This window comes from Bacillus sp. 05T22, assembly GCF_056396765.1.
In genome coordinates this window covers 1-17,164 of the sequence record NZ_JBFTMC010000094.1, presented here as the reverse complement: position 1 = coordinate 17,164, position 17,164 = coordinate 1, and the positions used below count along the sequence as shown (strand labels likewise).

The 17,164-nt window shown below is 34.6% G+C and carries 17 protein-coding genes and 3 pseudogenes; 7 read left to right on the top strand and 13 right to left on the bottom strand.

The window, feature by feature from the left end; translation table 11 throughout:
- Positions 1-456, bottom strand: a pseudogene (locus tag AC1DIT_RS21615) (NAD(P)-binding domain-containing protein); the annotation flags it as partial.
- 264 nt (positions 457-720) lie between these two features.
- Between AC1DIT_RS21615 and AC1DIT_RS21610 the strand changes: the two are divergent.
- From AC1DIT_RS21610 to AC1DIT_RS21595, 4 genes are all read left to right on the top strand, one after another.
- Entirely contained in the window at positions 721-1,077 is a 357-nt protein-coding gene (locus AC1DIT_RS21610; RefSeq protein WP_016114521.1) for an ArsR/SmtB family transcription factor, read from the top strand.
- Complete coding sequence (locus tag AC1DIT_RS21605) at positions 1,070-3,514, top strand: heavy metal translocating P-type ATPase (RefSeq protein ID WP_033671117.1); 2,445 nt, start codon at positions 1,070-1,072, stop codon at positions 3,512-3,514. The genes AC1DIT_RS21610 and AC1DIT_RS21605 overlap by 8 nt, the downstream gene beginning before the upstream one ends.
- A 61-nt stretch (positions 3,515-3,575) precedes the next feature.
- On the top strand, positions 3,576-4,160 hold the full coding sequence (locus tag AC1DIT_RS21600; protein WP_016114519.1) for an SCO family protein: 585 nt from the start codon (positions 3,576-3,578) through the stop codon (positions 4,158-4,160).
- A 32-nt stretch (positions 4,161-4,192) separates the two neighbouring features.
- Positions 4,193-4,729, top strand: coding sequence for a PCYCGC motif-containing (lipo)protein (locus AC1DIT_RS21595; RefSeq protein WP_016114518.1), 537 nt, complete (start codon positions 4,193-4,195; stop codon positions 4,727-4,729).
- A gap of 269 nt (positions 4,730-4,998) precedes the next feature.
- Here AC1DIT_RS21595 and AC1DIT_RS21590 read toward each other — a convergent pair.
- From AC1DIT_RS21590 to AC1DIT_RS21575, 4 genes and pseudogenes are all read right to left on the bottom strand, one after another.
- Positions 4,999-5,319, bottom strand: a pseudogene (locus AC1DIT_RS21590) (DUF2935 domain-containing protein); the annotation flags it as partial.
- Positions 5,320-5,467: 148 nt separating this feature from the next.
- A complete protein-coding gene (locus AC1DIT_RS21585) occupies positions 5,468-5,641 on the bottom strand; it encodes a hypothetical protein (RefSeq protein WP_018781363.1) in 174 nt (57 codons plus the stop codon).
- A gap of 107 nt (positions 5,642-5,748) precedes the next feature.
- Positions 5,749-6,468, bottom strand: coding sequence for a 3-ketoacyl-ACP reductase (locus AC1DIT_RS21580; protein WP_016114516.1), 720 nt, complete (start codon positions 6,466-6,468; stop codon positions 5,749-5,751).
- A gap of 189 nt (positions 6,469-6,657) precedes the next feature.
- Positions 6,658-7,242: pseudogene (locus AC1DIT_RS21575) on the bottom strand (ATP-binding protein); the annotation flags it as partial.
- 282 nt (positions 7,243-7,524) lie between these two features.
- Between AC1DIT_RS21575 and AC1DIT_RS21570 the strand changes: the two are divergent.
- On the top strand, positions 7,525-8,283 hold the full coding sequence (locus tag AC1DIT_RS21570) for an alpha/beta fold hydrolase (protein ID WP_016114514.1): 759 nt from the start codon (positions 7,525-7,527) through the stop codon (positions 8,281-8,283).
- Between the two features lie 75 nt (positions 8,284-8,358).
- Here AC1DIT_RS21570 and entFM read toward each other — a convergent pair whose 3' ends face one another.
- The gene (entFM, locus tag AC1DIT_RS21565; RefSeq protein WP_016131325.1) at positions 8,359-9,675 is read right to left on the bottom strand and encodes an enterotoxin EntFM; all 1,317 of its coding nucleotides are present in this window, start codon (positions 9,673-9,675) and stop codon (positions 8,359-8,361) included.
- Positions 9,676-10,084: 409 nt separating this feature from the next.
- Positions 10,085-10,867 carry a TrmB family transcriptional regulator gene (locus tag AC1DIT_RS21560; RefSeq protein ID WP_016114512.1) on the bottom strand — a complete coding sequence of 261 codons (783 nt, stop codon included), beginning with the start codon at positions 10,865-10,867 and terminating at the stop codon, positions 10,085-10,087.
- An 85-nt stretch (positions 10,868-10,952) separates the two neighbouring features.
- Between AC1DIT_RS21560 and AC1DIT_RS21555 the strand changes: the two genes are divergently transcribed.
- Positions 10,953-11,135: a hypothetical protein gene (locus AC1DIT_RS21555; RefSeq protein WP_016114511.1), complete on the top strand. Its 183-nt coding sequence runs from the start codon at positions 10,953-10,955 to the stop codon at positions 11,133-11,135.
- 243 nt (positions 11,136-11,378) lie between these two features.
- Here AC1DIT_RS21555 and AC1DIT_RS21550 read toward each other — a convergent pair whose 3' ends face one another.
- Together AC1DIT_RS21550 and AC1DIT_RS21545 are read right to left on the bottom strand one after the other, a co-directional pair.
- Positions 11,379-11,978, bottom strand: coding sequence for a nitroreductase family protein (locus tag AC1DIT_RS21550; protein ID WP_016114510.1), 600 nt, complete (start codon positions 11,976-11,978; stop codon positions 11,379-11,381).
- A gap of 250 nt (positions 11,979-12,228) precedes the next feature.
- A complete protein-coding gene (locus AC1DIT_RS21545; protein WP_016114509.1) occupies positions 12,229-13,212 on the bottom strand; it encodes a D-alanyl-D-alanine carboxypeptidase family protein in 984 nt (327 codons plus the stop codon).
- 224 nt (positions 13,213-13,436) lie between these two features.
- On the opposite strand from AC1DIT_RS21545, the gene AC1DIT_RS21540 reads away from it, so the two are divergent.
- Positions 13,437-14,438 carry a S66 family peptidase gene (locus AC1DIT_RS21540; protein WP_016131324.1) on the top strand — a complete coding sequence of 334 codons (1,002 nt, stop codon included), beginning with the start codon at positions 13,437-13,439 and terminating at the stop codon, positions 14,436-14,438.
- 89 nt (positions 14,439-14,527) lie between these two features.
- Here AC1DIT_RS21540 and AC1DIT_RS21535 read toward each other — a convergent pair whose 3' ends face one another.
- From AC1DIT_RS21535 to AC1DIT_RS21520, 4 genes are all read right to left on the bottom strand, one after another.
- Positions 14,528-14,977 (bottom strand): DUF6376 family protein, encoded by a 450-nt coding sequence (locus tag AC1DIT_RS21535; protein ID WP_016114507.1) that lies wholly within the window; start codon positions 14,975-14,977, stop codon positions 14,528-14,530.
- A gap of 237 nt (positions 14,978-15,214) precedes the next feature.
- Positions 15,215-15,415, bottom strand: a complete 201-nt coding sequence (locus AC1DIT_RS21530; protein WP_016114506.1) for a spore germination protein — start codon at positions 15,413-15,415, stop codon at positions 15,215-15,217.
- A 74-nt stretch (positions 15,416-15,489) separates the two neighbouring features.
- Positions 15,490-15,711, bottom strand: a complete 222-nt coding sequence (locus AC1DIT_RS21525) for a hypothetical protein (RefSeq protein ID WP_016114505.1) — start codon at positions 15,709-15,711, stop codon at positions 15,490-15,492.
- 475 nt (positions 15,712-16,186) lie between these two features.
- Entirely contained in the window at positions 16,187-17,140 is a 954-nt protein-coding gene (locus AC1DIT_RS21520; protein WP_476998394.1) for a branched-chain amino acid ABC transporter permease, read from the bottom strand.
- Between the last annotated feature and the right edge of the window lie 24 nt (positions 17,141-17,164).

Sequence of the window (17,164 nt, the reverse complement as noted above, 5' to 3'; positions counted from 1 at the left end):
ATATTGAGAAGAATAAATCTGAAACACCCCTTGTGAGAGGTTTTGAGAAATTGAAGGAATATATGGTTTCTGAAAGGAACCATATGCGATAATGACATGTTTAGAAAGAAATACTCCCCTATCGGTAGATACTTCAAATGTACTTTCTATTTTTTGTACTTTATGTACAGTCGTTTCCAACTATACTGGTAACGAAAAACGAACAGCATACATTTCAAGATAATCTGCAATTTCATCTTTTGTAGGAAACGCATTTTTATCTCCCTCTAACTTCATCCCTGGCAGTGAACTATATGACTTAGGTGTAAATAGAACCAAAGAGTCATACCTGTTTCTCCACGAATCTCCAATTCTTTTTTCTCCCTCAAATATTACAAAATAATAGCCTTCTTTCTTCAAGTAGTAACCCATGCTTAAACCAGCTTGCCCAGCACCAATTATAATAACATCTAACATGAGTCCACCTCTATTACTTACTTTTCAAGTTTTTTATATGAACAATCGTTCATATGTTCATATATTTTCATTCATTATAGTATTCCCTTTTTGCACGTCAAGGGATTTTTATCCAGTTTATCCTTAAATCTTCATAGTTAAAAATAGAGCAAATATATATTTTTCAGACTTTTTAAAAATATTTTGACACACATATTAGTCAATGCTAATATGAATGAAGAATAAACATATTAGTAATGACTAATACGATTGGAGTGAATACAATTGTGCAATATAAATGATTTAGATATAAAAGCCAAGTTTATTCGTGGCTTTGCTGATAAAACAAGACTTCAGATTCTTCAATGTATGATGGATGGGGAAAAAACGGTTTCTGAAATTGTAGAGATTATCAAAGGAAATCAGTCGAATATATCTCAACACCTAAACTGTTTAAAAGGATGCGGTATTATCCTGGGAAGACAAGAAGGAAAGTATGTCTACTATTCTTTACGAAATACACAAATCAAACAATTACTTACAATGTTTGATGTTGTATTTCATGAAGTGCAGAACGAGGTAGCATCATGTGATAAAAACGATGCATGCTTATCTCAAAAGGGCGCGAGTTGTCATGACTGATAAGAAAGAGAAACAAACGAGTTGTTGTCAAACTTCTTCGTATAGTGATTCTTCACTAACTCCCATCAAAAAAGAAGTAACAAAGGAAATATCATCATGTTGCTCTTCTCAAAATCAGAGTCCAATTGTACTCACTGTTAAAAAGGCTTCCTGTTGTAGTAATAGCACCGATACTGCGAAAACAGAAAATGACTCTTCTGATTCTTGTTGTGGGCCCAAACCAGAAAAGGTATCTTTATGCTGCTCTTCATTTGCCACACCAAAAGAAGAAGTGACACCAAAAGCTTCTTCTTGTTGTAGTGATAGTTCATGTGAAGACACACTACCTCGTGATACACCGAAAGTAACAGGTGATGGCGTACAAACATATCTGGTCGGAGGGATGGATTGTGGTGCGTGTGCTTTAACAATCGAAAAACATCTACAAAATGTTTCAGGCGTTCAAGAAGTCCACGTAAACTTTGCTACTGGAAAAATGCATATTCGTCATGACCGAAGTGCAGATGACATTATAAAAGAAATTTCTAACGCAGGGTTTGAGGCATCCTTAGCAGGAAGTCGTAGGGGAGCGACACCAAATTCAAAATCTAAAGATACAACTTTGATTCTCTCAGGACTATTTTTAGCTTTAGGATTTTTCAGTGGTTTTGCAAATACATCCCCCCTTCTCATTACACTTCTTTATGCAGCTAGTACCCTAATTGGAGGATATAAACCTGCAAAAAGTGCTTTTTATGCCTTAAGAAGTAAGGCACTAGATATGAATGTTCTCATGATATCTGCTGCTATTGGTGCTGCTCTAATTGGACAATGGTTAGAAGGTGCAACGGTTGTTTGGCTATTCGCATTAGGAGCAACACTACAAAATAAATCTATTGAACGTACGCGCGAATCAATTCGTGGATTGATTGATTTAGCTCCCTCTGAAGCATGGGTAAAAGTTGAAACGGAACTTGTCAAAACATCCGTAGAAGATATTACAGTAGGCACAACAATTGTAGTGAAACCAGGTGAAAAAATCCCATTGGATGGGACCGTTATAGGAGGAAATTCTACTGTAAACCAAGCACCTATTACTGGTGAATCCATCCCTATTGATAAACAAATTGGTGATTCCGTGTATGCAGGAACGATTAATGAAGAAGGCTCTCTTGAGATTACGGTAACAAAACTCGTTGAGGATACTACACTTTCACGAATTATTCACCTTGTCGAGGAAGCACAAGAAAAGAAAGCACCTACAGAAGCATTTGTTGATCGTTTCGCAAAAATCTATACACCAATCGTCTTTCTATTAGCGATTAGCGTAATGATACTCCCTCCTCTCCTTGGCATGGGTACATGGATGGATTGGATTTATAGAGGACTAGAACTTCTTGTTGTTGCATGCCCTTGTGCTTTAGTCATCTCTACCCCTGTCGCAATTGTATCTGCTATTGGAAATGCTGCGAGAAACGGTGTCCTCATCAAAGGTGGTACAGCTTTAGAAATAGCAGGCTCATTAAATGCTATCGCATTTGATAAAACAGGAACATTGACTGAAGGGAAACCACAGGTAATGCATGTAAGAAGCCTAGATTGCCCTGAAAATGAATTATTATCAATTGCGACAACGATTGAGGAATATTCTAATCACCCAATCGCAAGAGCAATCACAACATACGCAAAGGAACAACAAATTTCCGTTCAAGAAGGAAAGGAATTCCGTGCAATTGTAGGAAAAGGTGCGCAAGTAAATATCAATGGAGAAACCTATTATGCTGGAAATGCTGCTCTATTTGATGATTTAGGTACCTCTCTTCAAGTTTGGAAAGAACCGATTCAAGAAATGCAACGAATTGGTCAAACGGTAGTACTTATCGGAACAAATCATACGATTCTTGGAATGATTTCTGTAGCTGATTCCATCCGCTCGACAACTTATCAAACAATCCAAGAATTAAAACGAACAGGCATTCGAGAAACTGTTATGTTAACGGGAGACAATGAAGGAACAGCTAATCACATTGCCCAGAAAGCAAAAGTGGATCGTTACTTTGCTAATTTACTTCCAGAAGATAAAGTTCGCTCTGTAAAACATCTCCAATCTGAAGGGAAAACTGTGGCTATGATTGGAGATGGCATCAATGATGCTCCTGCTCTTGCTACAGCGAACCTTGGGATTGCCATGGGTGGTGCTGGAACTGATACAGCAATGGAAACAGCAGATATTGTACTTATGGCAGATAACCTTGAAAAGCTTCCTTATACAATGAAACTAAGCCGTAAAGCACTACACATAATCAAACAGAACATCTGGTTCTCATTGATTATTAAATTTATTGCACTTGCTTTTATCTTCCCAGGTTGGCTCACACTTTGGATTGCTGTACTTAGCGATACAGGGGCCGCACTTCTTGTTATCTTAAATAGTATGCGCTTATTACAAAACAAGTAATCTGTTAGGAGGCTATCACATAGCCTCCTTATACATAATAAAGAAATGAAAGGGGATACATATGAAAAAAGTTCGTACTATAAGATTACTGATGATTGTCAGCATGATTGTATTTTTAAGTGCATGTGGTGAACCAAAATTGAAGGACTCATTGGACTGGAAAGTAGAGAAGTTTTCGTATACCGATCAAAACGGAAAACCTTTTGGGCTATCGGACCTAAAAGGGAAAGTATGGGTCGCAGACTTTATTTTCACAAGTTGTGAAACCGTTTGTCCACCTATGACAGCCAATATGACAAAACTTAAAAACATGTTGAAAGAAGAAGGAATCAATGATGTAGAATTTGTTTCATTCAGTGTAGACCCTACTGTGGACAAACCAGAAAAACTAAAAGAATTTATGGAACGCTATGATACCGATGTTTCCAAATGGCACTTTCTAACCAATTATACACAAGAAGAAATCACCTCTTTTGCTAAAAATAGCTTCCAAGCATTTGTAGATAAACCAGCAAGCACAACACAAGTCATTCATGGGACAAAACTTTATCTTGTAGATAAGAATGGAATTGTCGTAAAGAGCTACTCAGCTCTTACAAACACACCATATAAAGAAATTATTCAGGATATTAAAACCATTCGTTAATTTACAAAATAAAAATTAAGGAGCGAACAAATATGAAAAGACCACTTTTTTCTATCCTACTATTAATCTGCTTGTCTATTCTAATTGCTTTAGCAGGATGCAGTTCAAATGAAGAGAAAAAATCTTCCTCAGAACCAAAAGAAACACAAAAAAGTACTCAGGAACATACCATGGGAGATGACCATACCGTAACTGATATTACAGAAACAACAAAGGGAGCTGATACTCTCCCTTCATTCCTATCTACGAAGCCTGAACAGATGCAAAAAATTTATCAAATGGCAGGAGAAGATCATGAATTATTAGAATGGATTCCTTGTTATTGTGGATGTGGAGAAAGCGTTGGTCATAAGAGCAACAAAAATTGCTTTGTTCGTGAAGTGAAAGAAAGTGGTGAAATCGTCTGGGACTCTCATGCGACAACATGTGCCAATTGTTTAGACATTGCTCTGCAATCTGTCTCACTAAAGAAAAATGGAATGTCTACACTTGAAATTCGTCAATACATTGACAACCAATATAAAGAAGGATATGCAAAACCAACTCCAACTCCTATGCCAAGTGCATAATGTCTACACTATAACAATATCTATTACTAAACTAAACAGCTATCGATATACCGATAGCTGTTTAGTTTAGTAATCAAATGTTTTTTTCTTTAAGTAATAATTTTCCCACATATAGTCTAATAAAAAGGATATTAGTAAGTCTGGTTTGGTGTTGCATTACAAGAAAATGGTACATTAGCTTTAAAATAAAATTTTTAAAATTCATATCCTATGTTTATACAGATTTTTATTATGGACACTCCTTCTTTACAACTATGTAGACTCAAAAATCTTTCGATTTGTTTTTGTTTTAATCGTTGTTCCAAAACATGAATCATAAAGAGAAAGTGCTCCGCTTCCCTTGTCACATGATCAGCTAATAGCGGATTAATTACATTTTTAATTTGATATGTTTGAATAAGTTCCAGTCCTGTCTTTTTAAATTTTCTTAACTCAATAGTAGCATTTTCACTATCTTTATTCATTTTCGAAATAATTGGGTATGTTGGTTGTTTCTGATACAACATTGATTCAACATCCCTAGCTTGACTGAGAAGAACTTCAAAATCATCACCAAATTATAAAGCAGTACGAACCAAATCTCTTTCTGATTAATTACAGGTAGTATACATTGCAAGTAACTCATTAACAAGATAAAAGCATGACTTAAAAATAGCCATGCTTTTTATCTATATAATTTATCAATTGTATTCTTCAATTTACAACTTTGTTGTAAAGTCCATAACTTTGTTGTATATTCTACAACCTTCTTGTATAATCCACGACTTTGTTGTAATTATACAGAAGTACCTCTTCAAGAATAGAATCAGTTGGTATAAGTAAATCCGTAATAAAATGATCAACAGCTTTCCATTTATCAATATTATTCACGTAAATACCATTCCCTTCGAATTGTATAGGATAATCCTTCATTCAATAACTTGCATCCCTCATTATAGTTCATAAAATTCAGAATTAAAAAGAAATAAATAAAAAAGATTTGGCTTTAAATCAAATCTTTTTTATTCATATACAACTTCTTACGGATTAGTAGACCAAAGTCCTGCAGATTTAATAAATGTACGTTTATTTAATTTCAGCTGCGCTACGATAAACTCAGCGATATCTTCTGCTTGCATGACTTTCTCAGGGTTACCATCTGTTAATCCTAATTCTACCGCCATATCAGTTGCAACAGTACTTGGTGTTAAAGCTGTTACACGAATGTTGTGTTTACGTACTTCCATTGCTAACGATTCTGTTAAACCAAGAACACCAAATTTAGAAGCACTGTATGCACTTGTTACTGGTGCACCTTTTTGTCCTGCTGTTGATGAAATATTAATAATGTCACCAGACTGTTGTTCAATCATGCTTGGTAGCGCTGCGCGAGTTGCGTAATATACACCCATTAAGTTTACTTGGATGATTTTTTCCCAATCAGCAACATCTAATTCTAAGAATTTGCCAAACTTAGAAATACCCGCATTATTAATTAAAATATCAATAGAGCCTAATCCTTTTTTTAATGTTTCAATAGCAGTAGTAACTTCTTCATATGAAGATACATCAGCAGTAGCAATAACAGCTTTTACACCTTCTGCTTCTACTTCCTTCGCAACTGCTTTTAAGTTTTCTTCTGAGCGTGCTAAAAGACCAACGTTCACACCTTCTTTTGCTAAAGCAATTGCCACAGCACGGCCAATTCCTCTTCCTGCTCCTGTAATTAATGCATTTTTTCCTTGTAATAATTCTGCCAAATATAACACTCCTCAATCATTCTAAGTTGCTTTTTCATACCATGAATTCTATATGTATATCATCCTAAATGCAATTATGCACTTTGATGTGCGTAGGTTACTTCTAGGTAACCTATAAATTTTTTTTTATTTCTTACTAAACAAATAGAGAAGTAAAAGACAGTTTCCTCTGCCCCCACTTCTCTATTTTCAAGTGCTATGTTTACTCCCAGGAATCAAAACGATAAATTCCGTTCCCTTTCCAACTACACTCTCTATCCGGGTCTCTCCCTTATGAAGATCAATCACTTTCTTCACAATTGCCAATCCTAAACCACTACCTCCATGTGCACAATTTCGTGATGAATCAGCTTTATAAAAACGTTCTAATAAAGAAAACAATGTCGTTTTCCCACTACCACTTGGACCTACAATTGCAGTCACTTTTCCTGATTCAATCGTAAATTGAATATTTTGTAGTACTTTCTCTTCCTCGTTATATTCAAAATCCACATTTTTACCTTCTATATGATTTTCCACTTCATATTCTAAAATTGTATTAATGCGTTCCGTTGCGCCAATTGCCTTTTGGAATTGTGTAAAGAACATAGAAAGTTGACTCATTGGCATAACAATTTGCATTAAATATAAAATAAATGCCACAAGTTCTCCAATTGTTAATGCTCCACTAGAAACTCGCATTCCACCATATCCTACAATAATGACAAGTAACGCCATTAAAACAAATGACATAACTGGTGTAATTAAAGCTTGAACCTTGCCTTCTTTCAAACCAAACGGTTATTTCTAAAATTAGAATACGATATGAATGTAAACTGAATATAAACAGTCAAACGATTAATCTACTGATTTGGTAATAAAACACATCTAATCTTATCTTTACAACAGATATAATCATCTGATATTATTACCTGGTACTTAATAAAAAATAAAAAATTACCATTCTATAGTCTACGCAAAAAGAATTTAGAATGATTACCCATATATAACTATAAAAATATATATTTTCATAGCATACGCATCTCACTAATCTTCATTCACCGAAAGGGGTATACCGTGCAAGCAAAAAAGAATTCTGAAAAGAAGACCATTATATTCATTCATGGATTAGTCGGAAATCGTCGTGCCTTCAAAAAAGAATATAAACGATTTTCTCCTTCTTACAATATTATAACGTATGATTTACTAGGTCATGGTGAAGACAAAGGGCAAGCAATAGACTTTTCTTTAGATCGATTAGTACAGCAATTATCAGACCTGTATGAGAAAGAAGGTATTCAGCAAGCTCATATTTGTGCCCTAAGCTATGGCTGTTACATTGCCACTATATTCGCTCACAAATATCCAGAGAAAGTATTAAGTCTTTGTCATATTGGAGGTCATTACAATAATCCCTCCCTTTTATATAACGTCTTTCGAAAGTTTTGGGACAACCGTGAAAATGAATATTCCACTTGGCTTTATCAATATGCGAGTACAATTTTCCCAAGTGGTATACTAAAAGCAAGTCCTTTTGCGGTTATTTCAAAAAACATTTATTATCGGTTTGGATTACAATTGCATTCATCGATTATTGTCGAATCGCTCAAACACCGTCTAGAATTCGATTTAAAATCTCGACTACGAGAACTATCACAACCTATTCTATGGGTAATGGGTGAACACGATCATCTCTATAAATCCTGTTTATTTGATTTAAAATCCATTCTTCCAAACGTTTTATATAAAGAAATCCCACTAGCCGGCCATGCCGCAAACTTATTCCGTCCTAGCTACTTCCATGATTTATATTCCAATTTTTTACTGGACGCATAAAGACATCTAAAACAAAAAAAGCTTTCTAGTTTCCTAGAAAGCTTTTTCTTATAATATGTAAGAATACAGTTCTTATTATGCTTTTGTGTAACCTGCTAGATGTTTACTCCAGTAAGAGTTATTTACTGAGCTAATTCTTACACCAGTTTTTTCAGTTTCTGCACTGATGAACTGACCATTTCCTAAGTAAATACCCATATGAGTCATACCTGCACCAGCACCAGTAGTATCTTTAAAGTATACTAAATCACCTGGTTGTGGATTACTAGTATGTGTCTTGCTGCCCCAGTAGCCAGCAACAGTTTGACGTCCACCAGAATGACCTGCTTTATTTAATACGTAGTAAACGTAGCCACTGCAGTCAAAACCAGATGGTGTTGTACCACCATATACATATGGTGAACCATTTAGCGATTGTGCAATAGACACAATTGATGAACCATTAGCAGATGGTGTTGTCGGTTTTTCTGTTTGTGGTTTTTCTGTTTGTGTATTTCCTTGCTCACCGCCAGTAGTTGGACGAGAAGGCGTAGTTACATTTGCTGTACCACCTTTTACAAACTTAACATGGTCTGCACTTACATAGCCAGTTCTTCCTTGGTGGTTAATTTTATACCAACCGTTTTCCCCACCAATAACTTGTAATGTTTGGCCTTGTAATACGCCACCAATTACAGCATTATATGTAGCCGGGCCTGTACGTACACGTAAAGCTCCTGTATCAACAACATATGAGCCGTCTTTTCGGATTGTCATTTCATTGTTGTTTGGCTTTTCTGTTTCCGTACTTACATTTGTAGTTGTACCGCCTTTTGTTACAAAGTCTTTACTTACATAGCCAGTTCCGCCGTTGTGGTTAATTTTAAACCAGTCTTGTACTTCACCGACAACTTGTACAGTTTGTCCTTTGTCTACAGTACCTACAACTGTATGAGAAGCACTAGGACCTGTACGTACATTAAGTGAAGAAACATTTACCGTATAGTTACCTGTTCCTTGTTGAACAGCAGTTCCTGTTTTCTCACCAGTTGTTACAAAATCACTGCTTACATAGCCAGTTTTACCGTTTACATTTACTTTAAACCAACCATTTTCTTCACCAGTTACTTGTAGAACTTGTCCTTCTTGTACTTTAGAAATAATATCATTTCCTGTACCAGGACCTGTACGTACATTCAATACATCAGCTGTTACTGTGTATTTAAGGTCAGATTTTTTCTCTACTGTTTGTGTTTCAGTTACTTTCGGATCAACTGTTTGTGTTTGTTTTTGTGTTTGTCCATCGATTTCTTTTAGCGCGTCTGTTGAAACTTGTGCGTGAGCAGCATCCATTCCAGGAACTACTGCGCCGGCTACAGAAGCTGCCGCTAAACCTGCTAGTACTTTTTTCATAAGTTGTATTAACTCCCTTTCCCTACTACCCTCTTAAAAAAATGATTTTAATATCCTACCAAAATATTGGAAATGAATTCATATTAAATTCCATTTTTATACAAGGGCTTTCTTTTTCACACGTCAACTATTTTAAATTACCGATGTGAACTTCATGTGAACTTCATGTGAATTCCAACTTCATACACAGCGTTTTCGTAATAAAACATTTAATTTTTTCTATTACAAAACGAATCAAAGCTTCTAGTAGTATCCATTCTTTACTTACTCCACTAATAAAATCATGATATCTAAGTAAACAATTGGTTTTTCTACTGGTCTTACAAAATAGTTCTTTTCATGAGTCACCTTCTTATCATTACAAAAATCCCGCCATTTATCAACTATATAGTATCCTAAAAAATTATATTTATATGAAAAAGAACTTTTCTCGTTCTGGAGCAATCCAAGAATCCATGTTTTGATCGCTATCCCTTACTAAACGATTTACTAATATATCATGCCATATATAATTTTCTAGTAAATATATATGAACAGGATCATCTGTATAAAAAGCATTTCCTTTTTGTTCTATCGAGTGACCATATACCATTTCTTTTCCATCAATTGATAAGATAAACCATTTATGACCTCCAATATTATTAACGTAACTTGTTTTTCTATGAATTTCTAATCCTTGCAACGGATCGTCAACTTCAAAGACAATCCCCTTTAAACTACATTCTCTTTCTTTTTCTTGTAAGTCTACTAATAATTTTTCATACATAGTATCCCGAATTGACAAAATAATCTTTTTTTTCGCTCTTCGAATTAATATTCTGCAGAAAGCTAGTATATTTTCTTCACCTTTCAAAGTGGTTACTCTCGGATCCACCTCAGGTTCTTTTTTTTCAAATACTTTTAATTCTTTTTCTACATACGTGTATGTCTCTTCCCATTTCTCTCTTACTGCCTCTAAAAACACATCTACAGGTAAAGGAGAATATTGTACTGCTTCATTTATTTCTTCCTTCATTACAATGCCTTTTTGTTCAAGGGTATTCAATATTTCATATATTCGTGCACGAGGGACTCCAGAATTTTTGCTAACTTGATAAGCACTAGAAGCTCCCTGTTGAACTAATGAAACATAGGCTTTTGTTTCATATTGATTTAAGCCAAGCATTTGAATTTTTTGTAGTAAATCTTCCATTGAAGATCTGATTATTTGGAATCTTTATGCTTATATTGTTAAAATAACCAATATAGTTCAAATATTAGGAGGTTCATTATTATCTATGGAGCAAATTATTGATAATAGTTCGAAGCATTATATCGATTTTCACTATGCATTGGTTCGTACGCTATCCTTGGTAACGTTCAGAAAAATCCCAACCATTGAAACAAAAAAATCCGAATTAAAAGTTACTATTGAAAATCAAAGTAATAATTTAAATCATAAGAATCCTTATAAATTATAATTATTTTTTAATAATTTATCGCACAAACAGGGAATTGCTAATAACCGCATTCCCTGTTTGTCTGTTTCATTTATTTTGAAACCACTGCGTCACATGATGGATTTCGCTATCTGTCATTCCATACCCATAATGATACCTTAAATTGAACTTCTAATGACTAGAATTCACGAGATTTTAAAAATCTTTTATTGGTCCTGTACAAAACAAAAAAGGATTACCTATATAGGCAATCCTTTTCCCATTTTATTTATGAAATTTCACACGAGTTTCTAACGACTGAAATTCTTTTTCTCCTGCTGGTGCAACTGGTTTACCAAATGGCATTTGAGCGATTAACTTCCAAGTTTCTGGAATATCCCACTCTTTTCTCACTTCGTCATCAATTAATGGGTTATAATGCTGCAGCGTTGCACCAAACCCTTCAATTTCTAATGCTGTCCAAATCGCAAACTGCAGCATTCCCGATGATTGCTGGGACCAAGTCGGGAAATTGTCTTTATATAACGCAAACTTTTCTTGAAGATCTTCTATTACTTTACTATCTTCAAAGTATAAAACTGTTCCATAGCCACTTTTAAATGCATTCATTTTTTCTTCTGTTGGTGCAAAATTATTTTCTGGTACAATTTTTCGTAATGTTTCTTTCGTAATATTCCATAGTTTGTCATGTTGCTCATCTAATAAAACAACAACCCTTGCACTCTGAGAATTAAAAGATGAAGGTGTATACTTTACGGCATGATTCACTATTTCTTGAATTTTCTCATCAGAAACAACTTGCTCTTTACTAATTGCATAAATTGATCTTCTGTCTTCAATTGCTGAATAAAAATCTTTTGCCATACTAATTCCCTCCAATTTTTATTTTGAGGCTTACTAATATGTATTATGGTATATCCCGCCTCTTACTTATTAATAATAAGTTTATAACTTTATTATATCTACACAGAAAAACATTTTCAAACAATAACACTCATACTTTTTTAGTTTTTGTTTTTAATACTTTTTATATTCCCTTAAAATAAAAAACAGCTTATTTTCTACTCAATTCGAGTTTCAAACAAGCTGTCTTCCTTCAAATTAGATTCCTCACTTACTTAACAATCTGGAAGCCATAAGACATTAGTTTATGCGTTTCTGTAAAACGTTTCATTTTACTTTCCGTACCCATAACAACTGTTACGAGTCGTTTATCACCTTGTTTTGCAGTCCCTGTAAAACAATAACCTGCACTATCAGTGAAGCCTGTTTTCAGTCCATCCATTCCTTCTAAGTAAAGTCCTTGGTTGGCCGGATTCAACATTTCATTTGTACTCGTAACCGTCGTACTTTTAAATGCTAATTGACTTTGACGTAAATGGGTAACATCTAATATCTCCGGGTAATCTGTTACAAGGTGATACGCTAACTTTGCTACATCAGCTACAGTCATCTTTGTTTCACTTCCATCAGCTTCTTGCAATCCAGAAGCATTTGCAAACTTGGTTGCTTCTGATAACTCCAGTTGTTTTGCTGTTTGATTCATAAGTTGAGCAAACTCTTGCTCGGTCTTTGCTATATGTTCCGCTAAAGCAACTGCAGAATTGTTGGCAGATTGTATCATTAACGCATGATATAAATCTTTAATCGTTAATACATCTCCCGCTTGCACTGGAATTCTAGCGCCTTCTGCTTGTGCTGATTTAGCACTTATTTTCACTTGATCCTCCCAATGGACCTTCCCTTTATGTATGCTTTCTAAAAGAATATATGCTGTCATCATCTTTGACATACTCGCCGGGGCAAGTAGCTCTTCTTCATTATTTTTATACATTACTTGTCCATCACTTGCATCAATGATCATTGCTGCTTTCGCTTCAACTACTGGTACATATTTTTGTGGGATTATCTTTTCAGTTAATCCTGTTTTGGGTAACTCTGCTACTTGTAGGGGCGGACCATCTATTGTCATTTTTTCTTTTGCTTTGGAAACATTAGTACCATTCTTCTCTAGAATACTCCCTTGGAAAAAGAACCAACATGAACCCAAAATAATAGCACAGAGTATTGTTACGCTTCCCCATCCTAACCTTTTCATCAATAAAACTCCTTTTACTCTACCTATTATCATTTCAAATTTAACCATAACAACAATGTCTTTAAACCGTCAAGGTCAAACAGTAAATAATCTACGATAACTATTTTTTCAAGATTATTTGTTAAGAATATGTTATACTACCAAAAATTTAATAATATAAATTTTCAAATATTAAATCCTGAAACTACTTAAATTCCTAATCGAAACAAGAAAGGTTTGATACAATGATACTACTTAATCCCTTAAAAAAAGGAGATACTATCGGCATTTACTCTCCTTCTTCACCTGTAACATATACATCTCCCAAAAGATTTAATCGAGCTAAAAAATATTTACAAGATAAAGGGTTCTATATATTGGAAGGTCGCCTTACAGGTAAGCAGGATTTTTATCGTTCTGGAAGCATTCAAGAACGTGCTGAAGAACTAAATGCATTAATTAGAAATCCGAATGTTACATGCATCATGTCAACAATTGGCGGGATGAATTCAAATTCTCTTTTACCTTATATTGATTACAAAGCATTGAAAGAAAATCCAAAAATTATGATTGGGTATTCAGACACTACAGCTTTACTACTTGGAATCTATGCAAAAACAGGYATTACTACATTTTATGGACCAGCACTTGTTCCTTCTTTTGGTGAATTCGAACCTTTTGTAAACTCTACTTATACATACTTTGCAGAAGCTTTAATGGAAGAACAAGAAATTCCTTACAAGGTAAAGAAACCTTTATTTTGGACAGATGACTTTATAAACTGGGAAGAAAAAACAAAGGACAAAGAACTAAGAAAAAACGAGTGGATTTGTGTAAATGGCGGAAAAACAACTGGAAGACTAATTGGCGGCAACTTAAATACAATACAAGGTATATGGGGTAGCCCATTTATGCCTTGTATTAAAGAAGGAGATATTCTCTTTATTGAAGATAGCTCCAAAGATGCAGCTACCATTGAAAGAAGTTTTTCATTACTTAAAATTAACGGTGTATTTGATAAAGTTTCAGGAATCATTCTTGGAAAACATGAGCAATTCGATGATTGTGGTACAAATCGTAAACCATATGAAATATTACTAGAAGTCCTAGAGAATCGTAAATTGCCATTTCTTGCAGACTTTGATTGTTGCCATACCCATCCGATGATGACGATGCCAATTGGTGTTCAAGTAGAGCTGGATGCAACAAATAAGGAACTACGTATTCTTGAACAATGGAAAAATTAATATTTACATTCAATGATTCTATGAACATCTTTATTTTCATTATGAAAGTAAGAAACGAGTGGCTTTCAGTATAAAAGCCACTCATTTCTTTACTGTCCTAAATTTTGAACCTTATCTTTTAAATCCTGAAATTGTTGAACTGTCTGCATAAGCTCTGAGTTTTTAAATTGTTCTACATCCATTTTCCCTTCTTCTATCTTTTTCATGGTTGTATCAATTAATGCATTTAATTTTTCGTTATATCCAACAATTTGCTGATGGATGTCCTTCGCTACATCCGGGGGTGTCAATTCATTAAAAGCTGGGATATCCTTTTGAATGTCTCCGAGCTTAGTCTCTAATTCTTTTCGAGCAGCACTATCATTGATTGCTTTTTCTACTAATCCCGGCGCTTCATTTGCAAACGCACTCACTTTATTAACATAGTCTGTCGCCTTTTGAGCATAATCAATTGAATTCTTACCCTCTTCAATCATAGAGCAGCCCATTAAACCGATTGTAATTAAAAACACAAGTAATATCGTCTTTTTCAACTTCATTTTTTACCTCCTAGCTGAATACTAACCTATTGTTTCTTCTATTATATTTATAAACACTTATCCCTTTCGTTATACTGTCATTCTAAAATACTAGCTACTTCATTTTCATTTTCATTACCTCAACTTATATATTCTAGCAGGACTTTTCAATTTCCTTTTCATAATCAATTTTGAAAAACATATGGGGTTTTCATGGAACGAATTTCATATACAACAAGCTCTTTTGTTGATTTTTCTCTAGCTGTTAACACTCCTTGATTTCCATAATTGTGTTTCTAATAGTAGTATTTCTCCCATTCCATCTATTAGTAATACGGTATAACCTGTTAACGATTCAGAAATCGTACCTTCTACTACATCACACTCTTTCATGCTACCTACTGTTAGTACATAGTTTTTCAGAAACTCCTTCATTTCTTTACTTGTCGCAGTGCCCATTTCAAATTTGTATACATCCGAAAAAAGACATACTTAAGATACAATTAAGTATGTCGATTCCTTTATAATAACGTTTACTTCCCTACATATCCTATAACTGTTACAAGTTCTGATTCTATATGTACACCGATAATTTCCTCAATAATATTTGTGTATCCTTCCCCTATAGGCGCTCCATATTGTAAGGAAATTTCTTTTTTCTTATAAACTGACTGAGGTATAGTCAAAATGAATTTCCTAAGATCTCTTTCATCCACAGGTTCCATAATTAAAACTATGCCTTCTTCCTCAAACATACAATCATCCTTTCACATACATTCCTAATATGGCTCAGTATTGCCTTTACCTGCTGAGTTCTAAACCCCTTTACAAATAGTACGATACTCTTCATTCGATAAAGTGAAACTTTAATCAGTGGGGGTTTTCTTCATCCCCCACTGATTATTAGCCCTCATCAATCGGGCTTTTACGGGCAGTAATACTCCCACCTAGCTTCTTTGTATTCACTGAATCTTGAGGTGGGAGTATTACTGCCCGTTAATGCGGGATAAAACGCCCATTTCCCATAGTCATACTAATCACTCATCTAAAAATCTCCAAAATAAAAAGCACAAACCTTGAAACATCAAGAATTTGTACTTTTATTACATACGATTTCACATTCCTTTATCCATCTCATAAGGTGATATCTTCATCAACGGAAGGTTCCACCGCTGATGGCTAACTTTCACCTATCTTCCACATTTCTCTCTAAATCTCAAGGGCGGAGTTTCATGTACTATGCTCAACTTCCTTACTTTTCTCTGCCCCCTTCTTTTTTGTTATACTTCTTATTTTTTTAACCGTACCAGTTAACCCTGTTGGAAATCCTAATAACACAATAATATATAGTAACCCAAGAAAGATCGTCCATCGTTCAAAGATTGGATACTGCGTCGCAAGTTCTGATAAATAATACTTTAGAGATTCAATCATCCCGGCACCAGCGATTGCTCCAACTAATGTCCCAACTCCCCCAATCATTGTCATTAACAGAGCATTTAAAGTCATTTCAATTGAAAAAACAGTTGTATTCACAAAGCGTAATGTGATAACAAATAAACCACCGCTAAGCGCTGCTACTACTCCCGCAACTACGCTCGCAATAATTTTATAGTGGAGAATTTTATATCCAAGTGCTTCTACACGTTGCTCATTTTGCGAAATTGCCTTTAACACTTTTCCAATAGAAGATTGTGTAAATACGTGAAGCAATAGAAAGATGACGACTAAACATATGAGTGTAATATAGTAAAATGTGAAACGGTCACGAAACATATCAGGTACACGGAATGTAAAGCCATCTCCTCCATGTGTGAAAGACCGCCATTTTTCAGCAAGTACGAAGAATAGTTGGGAAATCGCAAGTGTTAACATTGCATAAAAATGACTTTTTAATCGTAAAGAAAGCATACCGATTATATAACTGATTATCGCTGATAGTACAACAGCTATCCCAATACCGATTAAAAAGCTTGCTATAGAAACCTCTTGTCGATCTAGTAAGAGTGCAACACAATAAGCACCTATTCCAAAAAACATACAATGACCGAATGAAACAATTCCTGTATATCCAAGAAGAATATCAAAACTCATTGCAAATATAGCAAAGATGAAAATTTGTGTAAACAAAATGAGTAAGCTCCGTGAATCATTTACGAAAGGGAATACACTTAAACGAATCATTTACGAAAGGGAATACACTTAAAC